The organism is Streptomyces sp. Sge12, from assembly GCF_002080455.1.
GTDB lineage: Bacteria > Actinomycetota > Actinomycetes > Streptomycetales > Streptomycetaceae > Streptomyces.
The window spans coordinates 5,394,947-5,412,817 of record NZ_CP020555.1 but is presented as its reverse complement, the minus strand read 5'-3'; the positions used below and the strand labels follow the sequence as shown (position 1 = coordinate 5,412,817).

Sequence of the window (17,871 nt, the reverse complement as noted above, 5' to 3'; positions counted from 1 at the left end):
ACCCCGGACCGGCGACGTCAGCGCTTGCGCGACAGGGTCAGGCCGTCCGAGATGGCCAGGAGTACGGAGTCCATCCGCGGGTCCGCCGAGACGTGGTCGTTGAAGGCGCGGACGCCGGCCGCCGAGCCGGTGGCCGACTCGTCGAGGACCGTGCCGTGGAACAGGGTGTTGTCGGTGACGATCAGGCCGCCCGACCGCAGCCTCGGCACCAGCTCCTCCCAGTAGGCGATCTGGCTCTCCTTGTCCGCGTCGACGTAGGCCATGTCGATGTGCGGTTCGGCGGGCATGGCGCGCAGGGTCTCCAGGGCCGGTGCGATGCGCAGCTCGATGCGGTCCGCGACGCCCGCCTCCTCCCAGGCCTGCCGGCCGTACCGCGTCCACTCCTCGGAGACGTCGCAGGCGATGAGGCGGCCGTCGGCGGGCAGCGCCTGGGCCATCGACAGGGCCGAGAAGCCGGTGAAGGTGCCGACCTCGACGATGTGGCGGGCGCCGGTCAGCCGGACCAGGAAGGCCAGCAGCGGGCCCTGCTCCTCGGCCGACTGCATCCCGGCCACGTCGGGGAACTTCGCGTAGGTCGTCGCCACCAGCCCCCGCTGGACCCGGTCCAGCGGGGGGTTGTGGTCGAGCATGTACCGGTAGAGCTCGTCGGTGATCTTGGTGCTGTTGCCCTTGGTCATGCGTCCAGTCTGCCGAGTCGGGCGGCTTCCCGGGCGAATGCGCGCACGATTTCCTCGCCCGCCAGGACGCCCGCGGTGGCCAGGGCGGTCACCGTGGGGGCCGTCCAGGCCGCGTCGGCCAGTTCGCCGTGGCCCGGGCGCCAGCCGGCGTCCGCCGCCAGCAGCAGGTCCGCGTCGAGCAGGGAGTCGCCGGCGGCGAGGGTGGTGGTGGCTCCGGTCCGGCGGGCGACCTCGTGCATGGCCGCGCTCTTGGTGAGCGGGCGCGGGACGGCGTAGATCTTGCGGCCCTGGAGGGAGACCGACCAGCCGCGCGCATCCGCCCACTCCGACAGGGCCTTCACCCACTCGTCCGGGACCAGGGCGCGCTCGACGACGAGGTACGCGAAGAGGTCCTCCGCCAGGCGGGCCTTGCGCAGCCACGCCGGGTCGGCCGTGGACAGCAGGTGCTGGTGCACCTCCTCCAGGGGGGCGCACTCCTCGGCCAGGCGCGCGGCGACCTGCCGCCGCCAGTCCCGGTCCGGTACGCCGTCGACGAGCAGCTGGCCGCCGCTGGCGCAGATGGCGTACGGGGCCGGGCGGCCGGGGAAGCGGATGCGCTGGTACTGCTTGCGGGTGCGGGTGGTGGTGGGGACGAAGACCACCGAGGGGTCGGCCGTCAGCTCCGCCAGCAGTCCCGCCGCCGTCTCCGTCATGTAGGACAACGGCTTGCTCTCGTGGACCTCGACGCACAGCAGCCGCGGGGCCACCGGGTCGGGCATGGTCAGGCCGAGGGCGGCCGCCGAGTAGATGAGCGTACGGTCGAGATCACTGGCTACGAGGACAGTCACTTCGAGGCCACAGCCTTTCCGTCGGCGCCGGTGGCGCCGCGCGTGAATCGGGGGTGGATGAGTCCCACGCACGTGTAGGGCAGCCCGTCGACCTCTTCCACGGGTACGCCGCGCTGCTCGGCGAGCAGTCGTACGTGGTCCAGGTCGGCTCCGGCGCCGCGCTGCGCCAGGATCTTCCACGGGACCCTGCGCAGCAGGACTCGGGTGGTCTCGCCGACGCCGGGCTTGACGAGGTTCACGTCGTGGATGCCGTACTCCTCGCTGATCCGTTCGACGGCGGCCCAGCCCTCCCAGGTGGGGGTGCGGTCGGCGGCGAGGAGTTCCTTGACCTCGGCGTCGACGGCGTCGGCGACCTCGTCGAAGTGGGCGGCGACGGTGTCGACGAACTCGACGGAGACGTCGGCCCCGGCGAGTTCGCGGTAGAACTTCGCGCCGTGGAAGTCGGCGGGACCGACGAGGTCGGCCCTCAGCACCGTACGCGAGATCAGCCCGGAGACGGTGGAGTTGAGGCAGGCGGAGGGGATGAGGAAGTCCTCGCGGGTGCCGTACGTGGGCACGCAGGAGCCGGGGTCGGCGAGGACCACGATCTCCGGGTCGAAGCCCGGGAACTCCTTCAGGGCGTCCTTCAGCTCGCGGGTGATGGCGCCCTTGCCGGTCCAGCCGTCGACGAAGACGACGTCGGCGGGGTCGTGGTGGGCGGCCAGCCAGCGCAGGGCGTTGGCGTCGATGCCGCGGCCGCGCACGATGGAGACGGCGTAGTGCGGCAGGTCCAGGCCGTGGCGGGCGCGGGCCCAGCGGCGCATCAGGACGCCGACGGGAGTGCCGGCTCGGGCCAGGGAGACCAGGACCGGGGACGGGGAGCGTTCGGCGAGGACGGTCTCGGTGACCGTGCCGACGGCCCGGGCGACGCGGGCGGCGGAGGCGGCCAGCGCGCTGCGGTACAGCTCCTGGTACTGGGGTGACGGCTGGTACTCGACGGGCAGGGACTCGGCGTAGTGCGCGCCGCCGGCCTGTATCGCCTCCTCGCGCTCCTCAGTGGGGGCCTCCAGCTCGATGTCGGAGAGGTCCTGGAGCAGCCAGCCGACGTCCTCGGCGGCGTAGGAGGAGAAGGCGGGGCCGCGCAGCGGCTCGCGCAGGGTGGCCTCGGTGGCCTCGGTGGGCTCGGTCATGATCGGCTTCGGCTCCCGCCGGTCGGGTACGTAGGACGGGACGACGGCCAGGACGACGCGGCCGGTGTGCGGGGCGAGGGCCGCCAGCAGTCCCGTGTGCAGCTCGGGGGTGTCCCCGGCCGAGTCCACGACGGCGATGACGGCGTCGAAGCCGGCGCCGTCCGTGCGGTGGACGTTGTAGGCGTAGCGGTCGCCGGGTCCGTCGGCCGGGGCGTCGTGGGCCGGGAAGACCAGCCGGGTGCGGATGGCGTAGCCGGGGTCGTCCACGGCGAGGACGGGCGAGCGGGTGGTGGTGGAGAAGCGGACCTCGCCGGCGGCGCCCGACTCCTCCAGGGCCTTGGCCAGGCGCAGCGGCGCGTACATCAGCTCCTCGTTGCCGAGTACGAGGACCCGCGCCGGGGGGGCTTCGCCCAGCGCGGCGGTGAGCCGGCCGGTCAGGGCGGGGAGAGCCGCCTCCAGGGCCGTGCGGTGGGCGGGGGTGAAGCCGTGGCGTCCGCCGTCGGGGACCTGCGCGGGCCAGTCCAGGTCGACGCGCGTGATGGGCTGCGGGCCGTCCGCCGGGGCTGCTGTGTCCCGGGCGCCGCCCGGCGCATGCGGCAGGGGCCGGTCCTGCTCGGCCGCGGCCTGTCGCTCGTACTCCTCGACCAGGGCGCGGCCCTTGGCGAGGACGCCGTCCGGGAGGGACACGGTGCCCGAGGCGAGGGCGATCAGGTCCACGCGGGCGCCCAGCTCGGCGGCGAAGGCGGTGAGCCGGTCCCGGTCGGCGGCGGAGCGCATGTCGACGAGGGCGACGACCACGTAGTGCGAGCGGGGGTGGCGGGCGTGCAGGTCGCGGATGGTGTTCAGGACCGTGTTGCCGGTGGAGAACTCGTCGTCGACGAGGACCAGGGGGCCGCTGCCGGCGAGCAGCCGCGGGTCCTCGGGCAGCAGCAGGTGCGAGGTGGCGTGCGAGTGCGCCTCCTCGAAGCCGCCGGCCGGTTCCAGGCCGGCGACGGGGCGGCGGGTGGAGTGCAGGTAGGGCGCCGGGCCCAGGCCGTCGGCCACGCAGTGGCCGAGCCCGGTGGCGGTCTCGGCGTAGCCGAGGACCACGGCGGCCGCGGCCCCGTCCTCGCCGAGCAGGGCCCGGACGCGTTCGCCGAGCCCGAAGCCGGCCGCGTACACGACCTGCGGGGACTGCGGGACGTGCTTACCGAGCACCTGCGAGACCAGCAGGTGGGCCCGCTTGGGGTTGCGCCGCAGGGCCAGTCCGAGCAGCTCTGTCAGCCGCGGACCCCCACCGGAATCCTCCAGGCTCACGCCCAGCCGGTCCGCGACCCAGGTACCCGACCACACCTCTTCGATCGTCTTGCCCTTCCTCGTCATCGTCATTGTCCGTGCCGCCGCCGGCTTGCGCGCGGGCGTGCTCACACCTGGAGCCCGGCCGTGAGGAGGTCGACGAAGCCGACCTCTTCCCGGGCCACGCCGAAGACCTCGGCGCGCAGCATGGTGCGCTCGGCCCAGGCCCGGTGGGGCTTCACCTCGTTCATCTTGTTCGTGTAGGCGCTGCGCATCACTCCGCCGCCGCCGCGCTCGGGCCGCAGGATGTCCTGGGCGTCGCAGAACTCCTCGTGCGAGACCACCGACAGCGCGTGCACGGGCGTGACGTGGGCGGGGTGGATGCAGGTCTTGCCGAGCAGTCCGTTGGCCCGGTCCAGTTCGATCTCGCGCAGCAGGCCGTCCAGGTCGTGCTCGATCAGGGCGGTGCGCAGTTCCTCCACGCCCTCCTCCAGGAAGGGGCTGCGGCGCAGCTGGGGCTTGAAGAGGCGCTGCTGGCTGCGGAAGTACTCCCAGACGGGTCCGGTCACGGTGAAGCCGGTGCCGTCGGCGCGGCTGAGGACGTTGACGACGTCCGCGATGACGCCGGCCACGATCTGGACGTCGTAGGCGGTCATGTCGGGCGTGCGCCGCAGGCCGTAGGCGGAGCAGAAGTCGGTGACGCCGAGTCGCAGCGCGAGGACCCGGTCGCGGTGGCTGTTGACCGTGCGGGAGATGCCGGCGAGGGCCTCGACGCGGGTTTCGAGGTGGAGGAGCTCCGGGGTCTCCAGGACGGGCATGGCATACAGGCGGGGCAGTCCGCTGACGGCCTCGGCCTCGGCGACGGCTTCGAGGAAGGCGGCACCGCGGTCCTCGTCGAACTTCGGGAGTACGAATCCGGCCAAGCGGCGTACGGAGCCGCCGAGCCTGCGGACCAGGTCGGGTATCTGCTCGGCGGTGCGGACGCGGATGAAGAGCAGCGGGAGCTCCGTGCTGTCGGCGTCGAGCTCGGTGAAGTGCCGGACGAGGTTTTCCTCGGCTCCGGTGACATCGCCGTCGCTGATGGAATCCTCCAGGCAGAGGACCATGGAGACGACCCCGCGGCCGGCCTGCTTGCGGATGTCCGCGGCGAGCGTGGGGCGGGTTGCAGGGCTGTAGAGGGTGGCTCCCAGCGCCGCCGCGAGGACGCGGGAGGGCGAGGCTCCGGTGAATTCCGCCGGTTCCTGGTGGAAGAGGTCCTTACGGACGGTGGGCGTTATGTGCCCAAAGTGACGCATGTGCTTCCCCCGTACTGCCTCGGCGGCCCAACTGGCATGGCCGGTAATAGTACGTACGAACGTGAGTCAAGAGTTCCTCAAGCACATGAAGTTCAGGTAACCCTCTTGCACCATGCCCAGCTCTCGCGTTCGGTACAAGGCCCTACGGGGGGCCGCATTGTCCCTGTCCACCCCGGGAGGGCAGGATGACGTGCATGACGCACGCGATGCAGAAGGGCTCGAACATCCCGGTGGCCGCCGTGGCGGTCCGGGCGGTGCTGCGCTGGACCGGCGGCCCCGAGGTGCCGGACGTGGACGCCTCGGCGCTGCTCGTCGGCCCGGACGGCCGGGTGCGTTCGGACGAGGACTTCGTCTTCTACAACCAGCCCCGGCACCCCTCGGGGGCCGTCTGGCGACTGGGCAAGAAGCAGATCGGCGAGGCGATCACCGACGCCGTCCAGGCGGACCTGCGCACGGTGACCTCGACGGTGGACCGGATCCTGGTGGTGGCCTCCGCCGAGGACGTCCCCTTCCAGCGGGTCCACGACCTGCGGATCCTCCTCTACGACGCCTCCCCGGGCGGCAGCTCCGAGCCGCTGGCCTACTTCGACGTTCGGCCCGAGACCGGCGCCGAGACGGCGCTGATCTGCGGCGAGCTGTACCGGCGGGGCGAGGGGTGGAAGTTCCGGGCGCTCGGCGAGGGCTACTCCGACGGGCTGGTGGGTCTGGCGACCGACCACGGGATCTCGGTCGACGAGAACGCCGCCGAGCCGGAAGCGGGCGCCGCGGCCGGTTCCGGCTCCGGTCCCGCCGCCGGTCCCGGCTCCGAGCAGACCGCGATGATGGCCCCGCCCACGCAGGCCCCGCCGCCCATCCAGCCCGCCTACGGGTACCCGCAGCCGGTCTCCCCGGCCCCGGTACCGGGCCCGGGCGGCGATCCGTCCTTCCGGCTGCCGGTGCAGGGCCCGCAATTCATCCGGCACTGACCCCGCTGCCCCCGCCGACGCCACCGGGGCCGACCGGGCCGGCCCCGGTCGGCCCCGGTCGGCCCCGGTCGGCCCGCCCGGCCCCGGTCAGCTCTTGGCGCTCTTGTAGCCCCGCCCCCACTGGAGCCCCCAGCCGTACAGCCGGTCGAGCTCGGCCTGGAACCCGTACACGAACTTCACCTCGCGCCGCACGATCAGCTCCCCCTTGACCTTCTCCAGGGAGACGACGGCGCAGGAGCGGGCCTGCGGGTGCCGCTCGTCCAGCGGGATCTCGATCCGCGGCCCCGTGACGGGGTAGAGGGTGACCATGGCGTGCGTCCGGTCGAAGGCCGGGGTCTGGTCGTAGATGTAGACGAAGACCAGCAGCCGCTTGATCTCGTCGGCGTGGTCGAGGTTGACGTAGAGGGTCTCCCCCGACGCCGAGCCGAACCGGTCGTCGCCGCTGAGCTTGACGAACGGCGGGTCGTTGAGGTCCCCCAGCAGGTTCCCCAGCGGCTGCACGGCGCCGCGGGTGCCGTCCGTCAGCTCGTACAGACAGCCCATGTCGAGGTCGACATTGACCATGCCCTGGGTGTGCGCCTGCACCATGTCCGGCTTGAACAGCTTGAACGGGTGCCGGAACAGCTGGCCGCTCTGGCCGGAGCGGCCGCCGATGTCCGAGGTGCGCATGCGCCATGACAGGTTGACGCGCAGATTGCCGTGGACGGCCCCCTGCTTGGTCAGCGACACCGTCGATTGCCGCTTGGTCAGCTCGATCGCGTTCGACGAGGCACTGCCCGACTGGAACTGCACGGCCCGGCTGCCCATGATGCCGTCGAAGAAGCCCATCCCCTACCCCCCTGGTCCCCTGATCCCCTGATCGCCCTGAGCCTACGGAAGCGGGGCGGCCCGCCGGGTCCGTGAACCCGGTGGACCGCCCCGCCATGGAGCGTTCCGCATTACCGCCGCGGTCATGCCTCGGCGGCGGAACCCTCCAGTTCCAGGCGCTTGTTGCGGCGCACGGAGGACCAGAAGGACCATCCGATGAGCAGCACGCCGACGAGACCGGTGATGATCTCGTTGATCTCGTACTGGATGGTGACGAGCAGGATCACGGCGAGCGCGCCGATGGCGTAGTGCGCGCCGTGCTCCAGGTAGACGTAGTCGTCGAGGGTGCCCTGGCGGACCAGGTAGACCGTCAGCGAACGGACGTACATGGCACCGATACCGAGGCCGAGGGCCATCAGCACGATGTCGTTGGTGATGGCGAAGGCGCCGATGACCCCGTCGAAGGAGAAGGAGGCGTCGAGGACTTCGAGGTAGAGGAACATGAAGAAGGCGGCCTTGCCGGCCATGGCGACGGCCGAGACGGGCTTGCCGCTGCGCTTGGCCTCCTCCTCGGCCTCGTGCTCGGCCTCCTCCTCTTCCTCCAGCTTGTTCTCGAAGTAGCCGGAGAGGCCACCGACGATCATGTAGGTGATCAGGCCGAGGATGCCGGAGATCAGGACGGTCTGCGCCTTGTCCACGTGGACGCCACCGTGCTGGTGGGCGTTGGCACCGACGGTCATCGAGGCGATGACCAGGACGATCAGCGCGATGCAGGCGGAGAGCATGTCGATCTTGCCGAGCTTGGCGAGCGGGCGCTCCAGCCAGCCGAGCCACTTGATGTCACGGTCCTCGAAAATAAAGTCGAGGAAGATCATCAGCAGGAACATGCCACCGAATGCGGCGATGGACGGGTGGGCGTCCGTCACCAGCTGCTCGTACATGTCCTTGTCGGAGAGAGCCAGGTCGACGGCCTCGATGGGACCGATCTTGGCGCTGATCGCGACGATCACGACGGGGAAGACCAGCCGCATACCGAAGACCGCGATGAGGACGCCGATGGTGAGGAAGATCTTCTGCCAGAAGGCATTCATCTTCTTCAGGATTCCGGCGTTGACCACCGCGTTGTCGAAAGACAGCGAGATCTCGAGGACCGACAGGATCGCGACGATACCGAAGGCCTGCCACCCCCCGTAGAACACCGCTGCGACCAGACCGAGCGCAGTGATTGCGAACGACCAGCCGAAGGTTTTGAGAACCACTGGCACCCCATCGTCTTGTACGGCTTTACGAAACGTTGACCCCGAAGTCTAGAGCGATGCCTCGGAGCCCCGACGCGTACCCCTGCCCCACCGCACGGAACTTCCATTCACCGCCGTACCGGTAGACCTCACCGAAGATCATCGCGGTCTCGCTGGAGGCGTCCTCGGAGAGGTCGTAGCGGGCCAGTTCCTGACCGTCGGCCTGGTTCACCACGCGGATGAAGGCATTGCTGACCTGGCCGAAGCTCTGCCGGCGGGAGTCGGCGTCGTGGATCGAGACCGGGAAGACGATCTTGTCCACGGCCTGCGGCACCTTGGTGAGGTCGATGATGATCGACTCGTCGTCGCCTTCACCCTCGCCGGTGAGGTTGTCCCCCGTGTGTTCGACGGAGCCGTCGGGGCTCTTCAGGTTGTTGTAGAAGACGAAGTACTCGTCCCCCAGCACCCGGCCGCTGTTGCACAGCAGCGCGCTGGCGTCGAGGTCGAAGTCGGCTCCCGTGGTCGAGCGCGCGTCCCATCCGAGACCGATCAGAACCCTGGTCAGGTTCGGTGCGGCCTTGGAGAGGGAGACATTGCCCCCCTTGGCGAGTGTGACGCCCATGTTGTGGTCCTCCCCGGACGACGGTGTGGCGGTTCGGCGATGTGCCGGTGGTGCGGTGTGACGGGTGGCGCGGTGTGATGGGTGGTGCGGTGTGACGGGTGGTGCGGCACAGCGGTGTTGCGGTGGGCCGCCTGCGGTGGCGTCCACCGGTAAAGCCGGTCCGGCGCCGTACACACAGTGCACGGCGCCGGACGGACGGACTGCTCTCGGACTCAGACGTTGACGCCGAAGTCCTGCGCGATGCCGCGCAGGCCCGATGCGTAACCCTGGCCGATGGCGCGGAACTTCCACTCCGCACCGTTGCGGTACAGCTCGCCGAAGACCATGGCGGTCTCGGTCGAGGCGTCCTCGGAGAGGTCGTAGCGCGCGAGCTCGGTGTTGTCGGCCTGGTTCACGACGCGGATGTACGCGTTGCGGACCTGGCCGAAGCTCTGCTGGCGGCTCTCGGCCTCGTAGATCGAGACCGGGAAGACGATCTTCGCGACGTCGGCCGGGACGCCGGCCAGGTTGACCTTGATCGCCTCGTCGTCGCCCTCGCCCTCACCGGTGGTGTTGTCACCGGTGTGCTCGACCGAGCCGTCGGGGCTCTTCAGGTTGTTGAAGAAGACGAAGTTCGCGTCGCTGGTGACCTTGCCCTGGTCGCTGGTCAGGATCGCGCTGGCGTCGAGGTCGAAGTCGACACCGGTGGTGGTGCGAGCATCCCAGCCCAGACCGACGATGACCGCCGTCAGATTAGGCGCGGCCTTGGTCAGCGAGACGTTGCCGCCCTTGCTGAGGCTGACTCCCACGGGTCCTCCATTGGGTTCTGTGTGTGGGGCGGTGCCCCGTCGTGCAGGGGCCCTCCCGGTCGTGACCGGGGGAGCTACCGGATCAACGTTTCGATCCTAGTGACGGGTTCCCGCCTGTAAGCGGTTTTCGCAGGGAAAATGCGTGTACGGCCCGCGCGGGCACGCTCAGAGACTGTCGAGTGCCTTGATGTACTCGTTCAGGTCACGCGCGTCGGGCAGTCCGTTGACGACAGTCCAGCGCACGATGCCGTCCTTGTCGATGATGAAGGTGCCGCGGACCGCGCATCCCTTGTCCTCGTCGAAGACCCCGTAGGCGCGGGAGGCCTCTCCGTGCGGCCAGAAGTCGGACAGCAGCGGGTACTCCAGGCCCTCCTGCTCCCCGAAGACGCGCAGGGTGGGCACGGAGTCGTTGGAGACCGCGAGGAGCTGCACGTCGTCGTTCTGGAAGCGCGGGAGCCGGTCGCGCAGCTCGCACAGCTCGCCGGTGCAGACGCCGGTGAAGGCGAAGGGGTAGAAGAGCAGCACCACTGCCTTCTCGCCCCGGAAGTCGGAGAGCCGCACGGTCCGGCCGTGGTTGTCCTTGAGCTCGAAGTCCGGCGCCTTGTCGCCGACCACGATCGCCATCTCTCGCATCCCTTCGTTCCCGCATCCCCGCGTTGGGCTGTTCGGGTGAGTCACAGACTAGGTCCTGATCGCCGCACGGGCACGGAACGGCCACACCCCGCCGACCGGGGTCACCTGGTCGGCGGGGTGTGGTTGCGTGTCCGCTCGGCTGCGGGCGTTCGGCTCAGCGCTTGGCCTTGGCGGCCTTCGGGGTCACCAGCTTGGTGGAGGTCCACTCCTTGCCGACGGGCAGGCCCTTGGCAAGCGAGAGGCCGGCCGTCTCGGCCGCCTCGCTGATGTCGCTGGCCTCGACGTAGCCGTCACGGCCCGTCTTGGGGGTCAGCAGCAGGATCAGTGCGCCGTCCTCGACCAGCTCGGTCGCATCGACCAGGGCGTCCGTCAGATCGCCGTCCTCGTCGCGGAACCACAACAGCACCGCGTCGGCGACGTCGTCGTAGTCCTCGTCGGCCAGCTCGCTGACGAGCTTCTCGACGGCGTCACGGAATTCCTGATCGACGTCGTCGTCGTAGCCGATCTCCTGGACCACCTGTTCGGACTGGAAACCCAGCCGGGCGGCCAGGCTCTCCGCGTGGTCCGCGGTCGCGCTCACGGGGTGCCTCCTGCTCATGTTCGGTGAATGTCTTCTGGCGGCGCGCGTACGCGCAGCATTGGGCGTAGTCCACACGGGCGCGGCGGATCGCGCAAGTACCCGGCCACCGAGACCGTCGAAACGGTGACGATTACGGCCGTCTCGCCGCAACTTTCAGCCTTCCCGTGTGCACCTCTCGTGATTCATCCCACACCATTCCAGCTCATTCGGCATCATCGTCGACGCTTGACGCCTTTCCTACCTGTTTGAGGGACGAACGGCCTTGCGAAGCCGGCGCCCGCTTTGGGCGTAAGGTGACGGTTCGGACGGACTCGTGAAGGATCCCCGCCGATCCTCCCCTCCCGGGTTCCACCGGGGTTCCCTGCGGTTTCCAGGGATTACCCGGTGGTAAAGATGAAGATTTCGGCCCAGCGTAAGAGCATGGGAGGCGGCGAACCCAAGGCACGACTCCCCCCGACAGCGAAGGAACAGCGTGGCTTCCGCATCCGATCGCAATCCGATCATCATTGGCGGCCTGCCGAGTCAGGTCCCGGACTTCGATCCGGAGGAGACGCAGGAGTGGCTCGACTCCCTCGACGCCGCGGTCGACGAGCGGGGCCGTGAACGCGCCCGCTACCTGATGCTGCGGCTGATCGAGCGGGCCCGCGAGAAGCGCGTGGCCGTGCCCGAGATGCGCAGCACGGACTACGTCAACACGATCGCCACCCGGGACGAGCCGTTCTTCCCCGGCAACGAGGAGATCGAGCGCAAGGTCCTCAATGCCACCCGCTGGAACGCGGCCGTCATGGTCTCGCGCGCCCAGCGGCCCGGCATCGGCGTCGGCGGCCACATCGCCACGTTCGCCTCCTCCGCCTCCCTCTACGACGTGGGCTTCAACCACTTCTTCCGGGGCAAGGACGAGGGCGACGGCGGCGACCAGATCTTCTTCCAGGGCCACGCCTCCCCCGGTATCTACGCCCGCGCCTACCTGCTGGACCGGCTCTCCGAGCAGCAGCTCGACTCGTTCCGCCAGGAGAAGTCGAAGGCCCCCTACGGCCTTTCGAGCTACCCGCACCCCCGGCTGATGCCGGACTTCTGGGAGTTCCCGACCGTCTCGATGGGCCTCGGTCCGCTCGGTGCGATCTACCAGGCGCGGATGAACCGGTACATGGAGGCGCGCGGTATCGCGGACACCTCCAAGTCCCACGTTTGGGCGTATCTCGGCGACGGCGAGATGGACGAGCCGGAGTCGCTCGGCCAGCTGTCGATCGCCGCGCGCGAGGGCCTGGACAACCTGACCTTCGTCGTCAACTGCAACCTGCAGCGCCTCGACGGCCCGGTGCGCGGCAACGGCAAGATCATCCAGGAGCTGGAGTCGATCTTCCGCGGTGCCGGCTGGAACGTCATCAAGCTGATCTGGGACCGCTCCTGGGACCCGCTGCTGGCCCAGGACCGCGACGGCATCCTCGTCAACAAGATGAACTCCACCCCCGACGGGCAGTTCCAGACGTACGCCACCGAGTCCGGCGCGTACATCCGCGAGCACTTCTTCGGCGGTGACCAGCGGCTGCGCGCCATGGTCGAGAACATGTCCGACCAGCAGATCCAGCACCTGGGCCGCGGCGGCCACGACCACAAGAAGGTCTACGCGGCCTACGCGGCGGCCAAGGCCCACAAGGGCCAGCCGACGGTGATCCTGGCCCAGACGGTCAAGGGCTGGACGCTCGGCCCGAACTTCGAGGGCCGCAACGCGACGCACCAGATGAAGAAGCTGACGGTCGACGACCTCAAGCGCTTCCGCGACCGCCTGCACATCCCGATCACGGACGCGCAGCTGGAGGGCGGGGCCCCGCCGTACTACCACCCGGGCCCGAACTCCCCCGAGATCCAGTACATGCACGACCAGCGCAGCGCGCTGGGCGGGTACGTGCCGACCCGCGTGGTGCGCGCCAAGCCGCTGCAGCTGCCGGACGACACGACGTACGCGGCGGCCAAGAAGGGCTCGGGGCAGCAGTCGATCGCCACGACCATGGCCTTCGTCCGCATCCTGAAGGACCTGATGCGGGACAAGGAGATCGGCAAGCGCTTCGTGCTGATCGCGCCCGACGAGTACCGCACCTTCGGTATGGACGCCTTCTTCCCGAGCGCCAAGATCTACAACCCGCTGGGCCAGCAGTACGAGGCGGTCGACCGCGACCTGCTGCTCGCGTACAAGGAGTCCCCGACCGGCCAGATGCTGCACGACGGCATCTCGGAGGCGGGCTGCACGGCCTCGCTGATCGCCGCGGGTTCGGCGTACGCGACGCACGGCGAGCCGCTGATCCCCGTCTACGTCTTCTACTCGATGTTCGGGTTCCAGCGCACGGGTGACCAGTTCTGGCAGATGGCCGACCAGCTCGCGCGCGGTTTCGTGCTCGGCGCGACCGCCGGCCGGACCACCCTCACGGGTGAGGGGCTCCAGCACGCCGACGGTCACTCCCAGCTGCTGGCCTCGACGAACCCGGGCTGCGTGGCGTACGACCCGGCCTACGGCTACGAGATCGCGCACATCGTCAAGGACGGTCTGCGGCGGATGTACGGCCCGGAGGCCGAGGACGTCTTCTACTACCTGACCGTCTACAACGAGCCGATCCAGCACCCGGCCGAGCCGGCGGACGTCGACGTGGACGGCATCCTCAAGGGGATCCACCGGGTGTCGCAGGGCACCGAGGGCACGATCGGGGCGCAGATCATGGCCTCGGGCGTGGCCGTGCCGTGGGCGCTGGAGGCGCAGCGGATCCTGGCCGCCGACTGGGGCGTCCGGGCGGACGTCTGGTCGGCGACCTCCTGGAACGAGCTGCGCCGCGAGGCGGTCGAGGTCGAGGAGCACAACCTGCTCCACCCGGAGGAGGAGCAGCGCGTCCCGTACGTGACGCGGAAGCTGTCGGGTGCGGAGGGGCCGTTCGTGGCGGTCTCGGACTGGATGCGCGCGGTTCCGGACCAGATCTCGCGGTGGGTGCCCGGCGCGTACACCTCGCTGGGCGCGGACGGCTTCGGCTTCGCGGACACCCGCGGCGCCGCACGGCGCTTCTTCCACATCGACGCGCAGTCGGTGGCCCTGGCCACGCTCACCGAGCTGGCGAGGGCGGGGAAGATCGACCGCTCGGTGCTGAAGCAGGCGATCGACCGGTACCAGCTGCTGGACGTGGCGGCGGCCGACCCGGGTGCGGCGGGCGGCGACGCGTAGTCGCTGCGCGGCGGTACGGATCATCGGGTGAGCGGGTCCCGGCTTCGGCCGGGGCCCGCTGTCGTGTGCGGGTTCCTTACGATGCTCGGCATGAAGGAACCCTCCCGCCAGCTGCTGTGGGAGCGGCGGAGCCAGACCCCGCTGCTCCTGCTCGCCGTGGCGTTCGCCGTGGCCTATGCCGTGCCCATCGTCGCCCCCGACGCGAGTGCGGACGTGCACCGGGCCTGCACCCATGTGGAATGGCTGGTGTGGGGCGCCTTCGCCGTCGACTACCTGGTCCGGCTGGTGCTCTCGGCGGACCGCAAGCACTTCGTACGGACCCACTGGCTGGACCTGGCCGCGGTGGTGCTGCCGCTGGTGCAGCCGCTGCGGCTGCTGCGGCTGGTCGCCACCTTGATGCTGGTGGGCCGGCGGGCCCGGATGGCCCCGCAGATCCAGCTGACGACGTACGTGGCGGGAGCCGTCGTGGGCCTGCTGATGTTCGGCTCGCTGGCGGTGCTCAGCGTGGAGCGGGACGCCCCCGAGGGGAACATCAAGAACCTGGGCGACGCCGTGTGGTGGTCCTTCACCACGATGACGACGGTCGGGTACGGGGACCACTCGCCCACCACCGGCCTGGGCCGGGTGCTGGCCGTCGGGCTGATGCTGTCCGGGATCGCGCTGCTCGGTGTGGTGACGGCGAACATCGCCGCGTGGTTCATCTCCCGTTTCGAGCGCGACGACCGGGCGGACATGCTCCAGCTGGCGGCCATCCGGGAACTGCAGGCGGAGGTGCGGGCGCTGCGCGGCGAGGTCGCCCGGCTGGGCGGCACGGCGGCCACGGTGACCGATGCGGCTCATGCGGCTCGTGAGGCTCATGCGGCTCGCGCGGCCGATGTGCCCGATGCGGCCGCGGCCGCGGCCGTGGCCGCCCCGCCGAACGCCCCGGCGCAGCGGGAAGCTACCTCTCCCACACCTTGAACGCCCGCACCTGGTAGGGCGACTGGGGCAGCCAGACCCCGTCGCCGGGGTAGGTCTGGAACTCGCCCGTCTCCGCGCACTCGGCCGACTGATAGGTGGTCACCGGGCGCCCGGTGCGGTTGCTGAGCGACTGGGCGCTGGTCCCGGCCGGCAGCGCGGTGCAGCTGTTGATGTCCAGGTTGCTCAGTTCGTGCGTCTGGCGGGCTCCCTTGAACTCCGGTTTCGCCCACAGGCACAGCTGTCCGGTCGCGCAGGCCCCGAGTGTCGGCGGGCCCGCGGCGTGCGCCGTGCCGGCCGTACTCGGGATGAGGGCGGTCAGGGCCAGGACGGTCGCGGCCAGGGTGGTCGTGGTGCTGGTACGGGTGATGCGACGGGTGATGCGACACGTACGCATGACGGGTCAACTCCTTGTGGACGGCGGGCGCCCGGACCGCTTCCGAAAGCTCCGCCGACACCACGCTGACCTGCGGTGACGTGCGGGCGGAAGGGGCTCCGCCCGCATCCACCCTGATAGGCGACAGCCCTGCCGCAACCGTCCGGCGGGGCTGTCGCGCGTACGGAGTTGACGCCTCCGGGAGCCGCCGCGCCGCGGGCCGCGGCCGCCCCGACCCGGCTGCGCCCCGGCCGGTGGCCGACCCGAACGTGTCATGCGCGAGCGGCCGCGGGCTCGCGCCGAGGACGTGGGACGGCACGTCGACACCCCCGTGCGGAGCCGTCTGCGGCCCGTCGCGCACCGGTACGCTGACCGCCCACCCGGCGTCAGGAAGGAGCCCCGCGGTGGCGATCGACGAGCGGTCGGCGACGGCCGCGCCGGTGCCCGCGCCGGTGGCCGGACTGCGCGAGCGCAAGAAGCGGCGCACCCGGAACGCCCTGCTGCGCGCCTCCCTGATGCTGTTCCTCTCCCAGGGCTACGAGCGCACCACCGTCGACGAGATCACCGACGCCGTACGCGTGTCCCAGCGCACCTTCTTCCGCTACTTCGCCAACAAGGAGGAGGTCGTCTTCGCCCTCCAGGAGCTGGTCGAGTCGCGGTTCGTCGCCGAACTCCACGCCCGGCCGGCCTCCGAGGGCCCCTTCGAGGCCATGCGGGGCGCGGCGCTCGCCGCGTGGGACACCGTCGAGGTGACGCTGTCCGAGGTGGTCCCGGTCGATCTCTACATGCGCAGCTACCGGCTGATCGAGTCCACTCCGGCCCTGCTCGCCGTGCACCTGCGGCGCTGCACCGACCTGGAGGACCGGATCGCCCGGCTGATCGGCGCCCGGGAGGGCCTGGACGCGGACGCCGATCCGCGCCCGCGGGTCGCGGTGGCCGCGTTCTGCGGCGTGATGCGCGTCACGGGACGGCTGTGGGGGCAGGGCGAGGACACCAGCGTGGAGTCGATCCGGAGGCTGACGGAGACGTACCTCGATGTGATCGGACCCGCGCTGACCTCGACATGGCGCGAACGTGCGTAGCCCGGCCGGTTCCGGCGCCCGGTCCGCCGGTGCGTCCGGGGGTCCCCCGGGCGGGCCTCACGGGGTCCCACGGTCGGCCGTGAGTCCGGTCACCCGGCACGCCCGTGCCGCAATTCGTCTCATAGTCTGGTCGCAGTGAACGTGCCCGGCCTTGCCCATCCCACCGCTCTCGGCGCCGACCCGCGCCCTGCCGCCCTGCGTGTCCTGCTCGCGCTGGCGGTGGTCTTCATCATGCTGGCGACCACCGGCTGGACGGCCGTGCACCGGCCGGAGGGGGGCACTCCGCTGCGGACGGCCGCCCTCGGCGCCTGGGCCAAGGCCCACATCGACGGCCGCCCGGTACCGCCCGCGAACGCCCCCGCGCGCACCGTGGCCCGTTTCTTCGCCGGCCTCGACGGCGCCCAGCAGGCCCGTCTGGTCGACGGCTACCCGCTCGTCGTCGGCAATCTCGACGGGGTCCCCCCGGCCGTGCGCTACCGGGCCAACCTGAAGGGTCTGGAGCAGGCCCGCCGGGTCGACGAGGCCCGCAGCCGCGATGTCGCGCTGACCCCGGCCGACCGGGCCACGGCCACCCGGCGCTCCCACCGGTTCGCCTCGCTCGCCGAGCCCGGCCGGCAGATCCTCGTCTTCGACCCGACCGGCGACGGCCGGGTGGCCGAGGTCTTCGGCGACCTCGCCCGGGCCGAGCGGGTCTCGGTGATCGTCCCCGGTGTCGACACCGACCTGTTGACCTTCGAGCGCACCCAGCGCCGGCTGACCTCGCCCGTCGGTATGGCCGAGTCCCTGTACGAGGCCCAGCGCACGGCCGAGCCGGACCGCCGGACGGCGGTCATCGCCTGGGCCGGCTACACCGCCCCCACCGGGGTCGGCATGGACGCGGCCACGGGCCGGATGGCCGTCGAGGGCGCCGTTCTGCTGAAGGACCTCACCACGACCCTGCCCGGGGATTCGAGCGTGGCGCTGTTCTGCCACAGCTACGGATCGGTGGTCTGCGGGGTGGCCGCGCACGAGCTCCCGCGCCGGGTGACCGACGTGGTGGTGGCGGGCAGCCCCGGGATGCGTGCGGAGAACGTGGCCGGGCTGCGCACCTCGGCGCGCGTCTGGGCGACCCGCGACGAGGGCGACTGGATCGCGGACGTTCCGCACCTGGAGGTCGGCGGGCTGGGCCACGGCGCCGATCCGGTGTCCCCGGCGTTCGGCGCGCGGCTGCTGTCCTCGGCCCGGGCCAGGAGCCACACCGGCTATTTCGCGCCAGGGACGGACTCGATGGACAACTTCGCCCGCATCGGAACCGGTGCGTTCGGTTCCGTTGTCTGCGCGACCGGGGACGATGCCTGTCGGCGCGGAATTTCCGGGACAGAGCAGGACTGACGCG

16 protein-coding genes are annotated in these 17,871 nt (G+C 70.7%); 5 read left to right on the top strand and 11 right to left on the bottom strand.

All coding sequences use genetic code 11. From position 1 onward, the window contains the following. Window positions 1-17: 17 nt before the first annotated feature. Genes B6R96_RS24210 through B6R96_RS24195 form a run of 4 tightly spaced genes read right to left on the bottom strand, consistent with a single transcriptional unit; the run spans window position 18 to window position 5,243 of the window. A complete protein-coding gene (locus B6R96_RS24210) occupies window positions 18-677 on the bottom strand; it encodes an O-methyltransferase (protein ID WP_030389467.1) in 660 nt (219 codons plus the stop codon). Next, window positions 674-1,504 carry an HAD family hydrolase gene (locus B6R96_RS24205; protein ID WP_081523614.1) on the bottom strand — a complete coding sequence of 277 codons (831 nt, stop codon included), beginning with the start codon at window positions 1,502-1,504 and terminating at the stop codon, window positions 674-676. The genes B6R96_RS24210 and B6R96_RS24205 overlap by 4 nt, the downstream gene beginning before the upstream one ends. Continuing rightward, a complete protein-coding gene (locus B6R96_RS24200) occupies window positions 1,501-4,035 on the bottom strand; it encodes a phosphoribosyltransferase (protein WP_081523613.1) in 2,535 nt (844 codons plus the stop codon). The genes B6R96_RS24205 and B6R96_RS24200 overlap by 4 nt, the downstream gene beginning before the upstream one ends. 41 nt (window positions 4,036-4,076) lie before the next feature. Next, window positions 4,077-5,243 (bottom strand): HpcH/HpaI aldolase/citrate lyase family protein, encoded by a 1,167-nt coding sequence (locus B6R96_RS24195; RefSeq protein ID WP_081523612.1) that lies wholly within the window; start codon window positions 5,241-5,243, stop codon window positions 4,077-4,079. Between the two features lie 194 nt (window positions 5,244-5,437). On the opposite strand from B6R96_RS24195, the gene B6R96_RS24190 reads away from it, so the two are divergent. Further along, a complete protein-coding gene (locus tag B6R96_RS24190; protein WP_030389471.1) occupies window positions 5,438-6,208 on the top strand; it encodes a TerD family protein in 771 nt (256 codons plus the stop codon). A gap of 87 nt (window positions 6,209-6,295) precedes the next feature. On the opposite strand, the gene B6R96_RS24185 is transcribed toward B6R96_RS24190, so the two are convergent. The 6 genes from B6R96_RS24185 to B6R96_RS24160 all read right to left on the bottom strand — a co-directional run bounded on the left by B6R96_RS24185 (window position 6,296) and on the right by B6R96_RS24160 (window position 10,876). Further along, window positions 6,296-7,036: a TerD family protein gene (locus tag B6R96_RS24185; RefSeq protein WP_030389472.1), complete on the bottom strand. Its 741-nt coding sequence runs from the start codon at window positions 7,034-7,036 to the stop codon at window positions 6,296-6,298. 122 nt (window positions 7,037-7,158) lie between these two features. Continuing rightward, complete coding sequence (locus tag B6R96_RS24180; RefSeq protein ID WP_081523611.1) at window positions 7,159-8,274, bottom strand: DUF475 domain-containing protein; 1,116 nt, start codon at window positions 8,272-8,274, stop codon at window positions 7,159-7,161. Between the two features lie 25 nt (window positions 8,275-8,299). Continuing rightward, on the bottom strand, window positions 8,300-8,875 hold the full coding sequence (locus B6R96_RS24175; RefSeq protein WP_030389474.1) for a TerD family protein: 576 nt from the start codon (window positions 8,873-8,875) through the stop codon (window positions 8,300-8,302). Between the two features lie 212 nt (window positions 8,876-9,087). Further along, the gene (locus B6R96_RS24170) at window positions 9,088-9,663 is read right to left on the bottom strand and encodes a TerD family protein (protein ID WP_030009302.1); all 576 of its coding nucleotides are present in this window, start codon (window positions 9,661-9,663) and stop codon (window positions 9,088-9,090) included. A 165-nt stretch (window positions 9,664-9,828) separates the two neighbouring features. Continuing rightward, entirely contained in the window at window positions 9,829-10,287 is a 459-nt protein-coding gene (locus B6R96_RS24165; RefSeq protein WP_030389475.1) for a peroxiredoxin, read from the bottom strand. 163 nt (window positions 10,288-10,450) lie between these two features. Beyond that, window positions 10,451-10,876: a DUF3052 domain-containing protein gene (locus B6R96_RS24160; protein WP_030009300.1), complete on the bottom strand. Its 426-nt coding sequence runs from the start codon at window positions 10,874-10,876 to the stop codon at window positions 10,451-10,453. A 472-nt stretch (window positions 10,877-11,348) separates the two neighbouring features. Here B6R96_RS24160 and aceE point away from each other — a divergent pair, with 472 nt between their 5' ends. After that, complete coding sequence (aceE, locus tag B6R96_RS24155) at window positions 11,349-14,081, top strand: pyruvate dehydrogenase (acetyl-transferring), homodimeric type (protein ID WP_081523610.1); 2,733 nt, start codon at window positions 11,349-11,351, stop codon at window positions 14,079-14,081. Between the two features lie 90 nt (window positions 14,082-14,171). Further along, a complete protein-coding gene (locus tag B6R96_RS24150; RefSeq protein WP_081525229.1) occupies window positions 14,172-15,041 on the top strand; it encodes a potassium channel family protein in 870 nt (289 codons plus the stop codon). Here the strand turns inward: B6R96_RS24150 and B6R96_RS24145 are convergent. Continuing rightward, a complete protein-coding gene (locus B6R96_RS24145) occupies window positions 15,022-15,435 on the bottom strand; it encodes a peptidase inhibitor family I36 protein (protein WP_081523609.1) in 414 nt (137 codons plus the stop codon). The genes B6R96_RS24150 and B6R96_RS24145 overlap by 20 nt on opposite strands. Window positions 15,436-15,818: 383 nt before the next feature. Between B6R96_RS24145 and B6R96_RS24140 the strand changes: the two genes are divergently transcribed. Both B6R96_RS24140 and B6R96_RS24135 read left to right on the top strand, forming a co-directional pair. Next, window positions 15,819-16,496, top strand: a complete 678-nt coding sequence (locus B6R96_RS24140) for a TetR/AcrR family transcriptional regulator (protein WP_237291503.1) — start codon at window positions 15,819-15,821, stop codon at window positions 16,494-16,496. Between the two features lie 219 nt (window positions 16,497-16,715). Next, window positions 16,716-17,867, top strand: a complete 1,152-nt coding sequence (locus B6R96_RS24135) for an alpha/beta hydrolase (RefSeq protein ID WP_443070020.1) — start codon at window positions 16,716-16,718, stop codon at window positions 17,865-17,867. Window positions 17,868-17,871 lie beyond the last annotated feature (4 nt).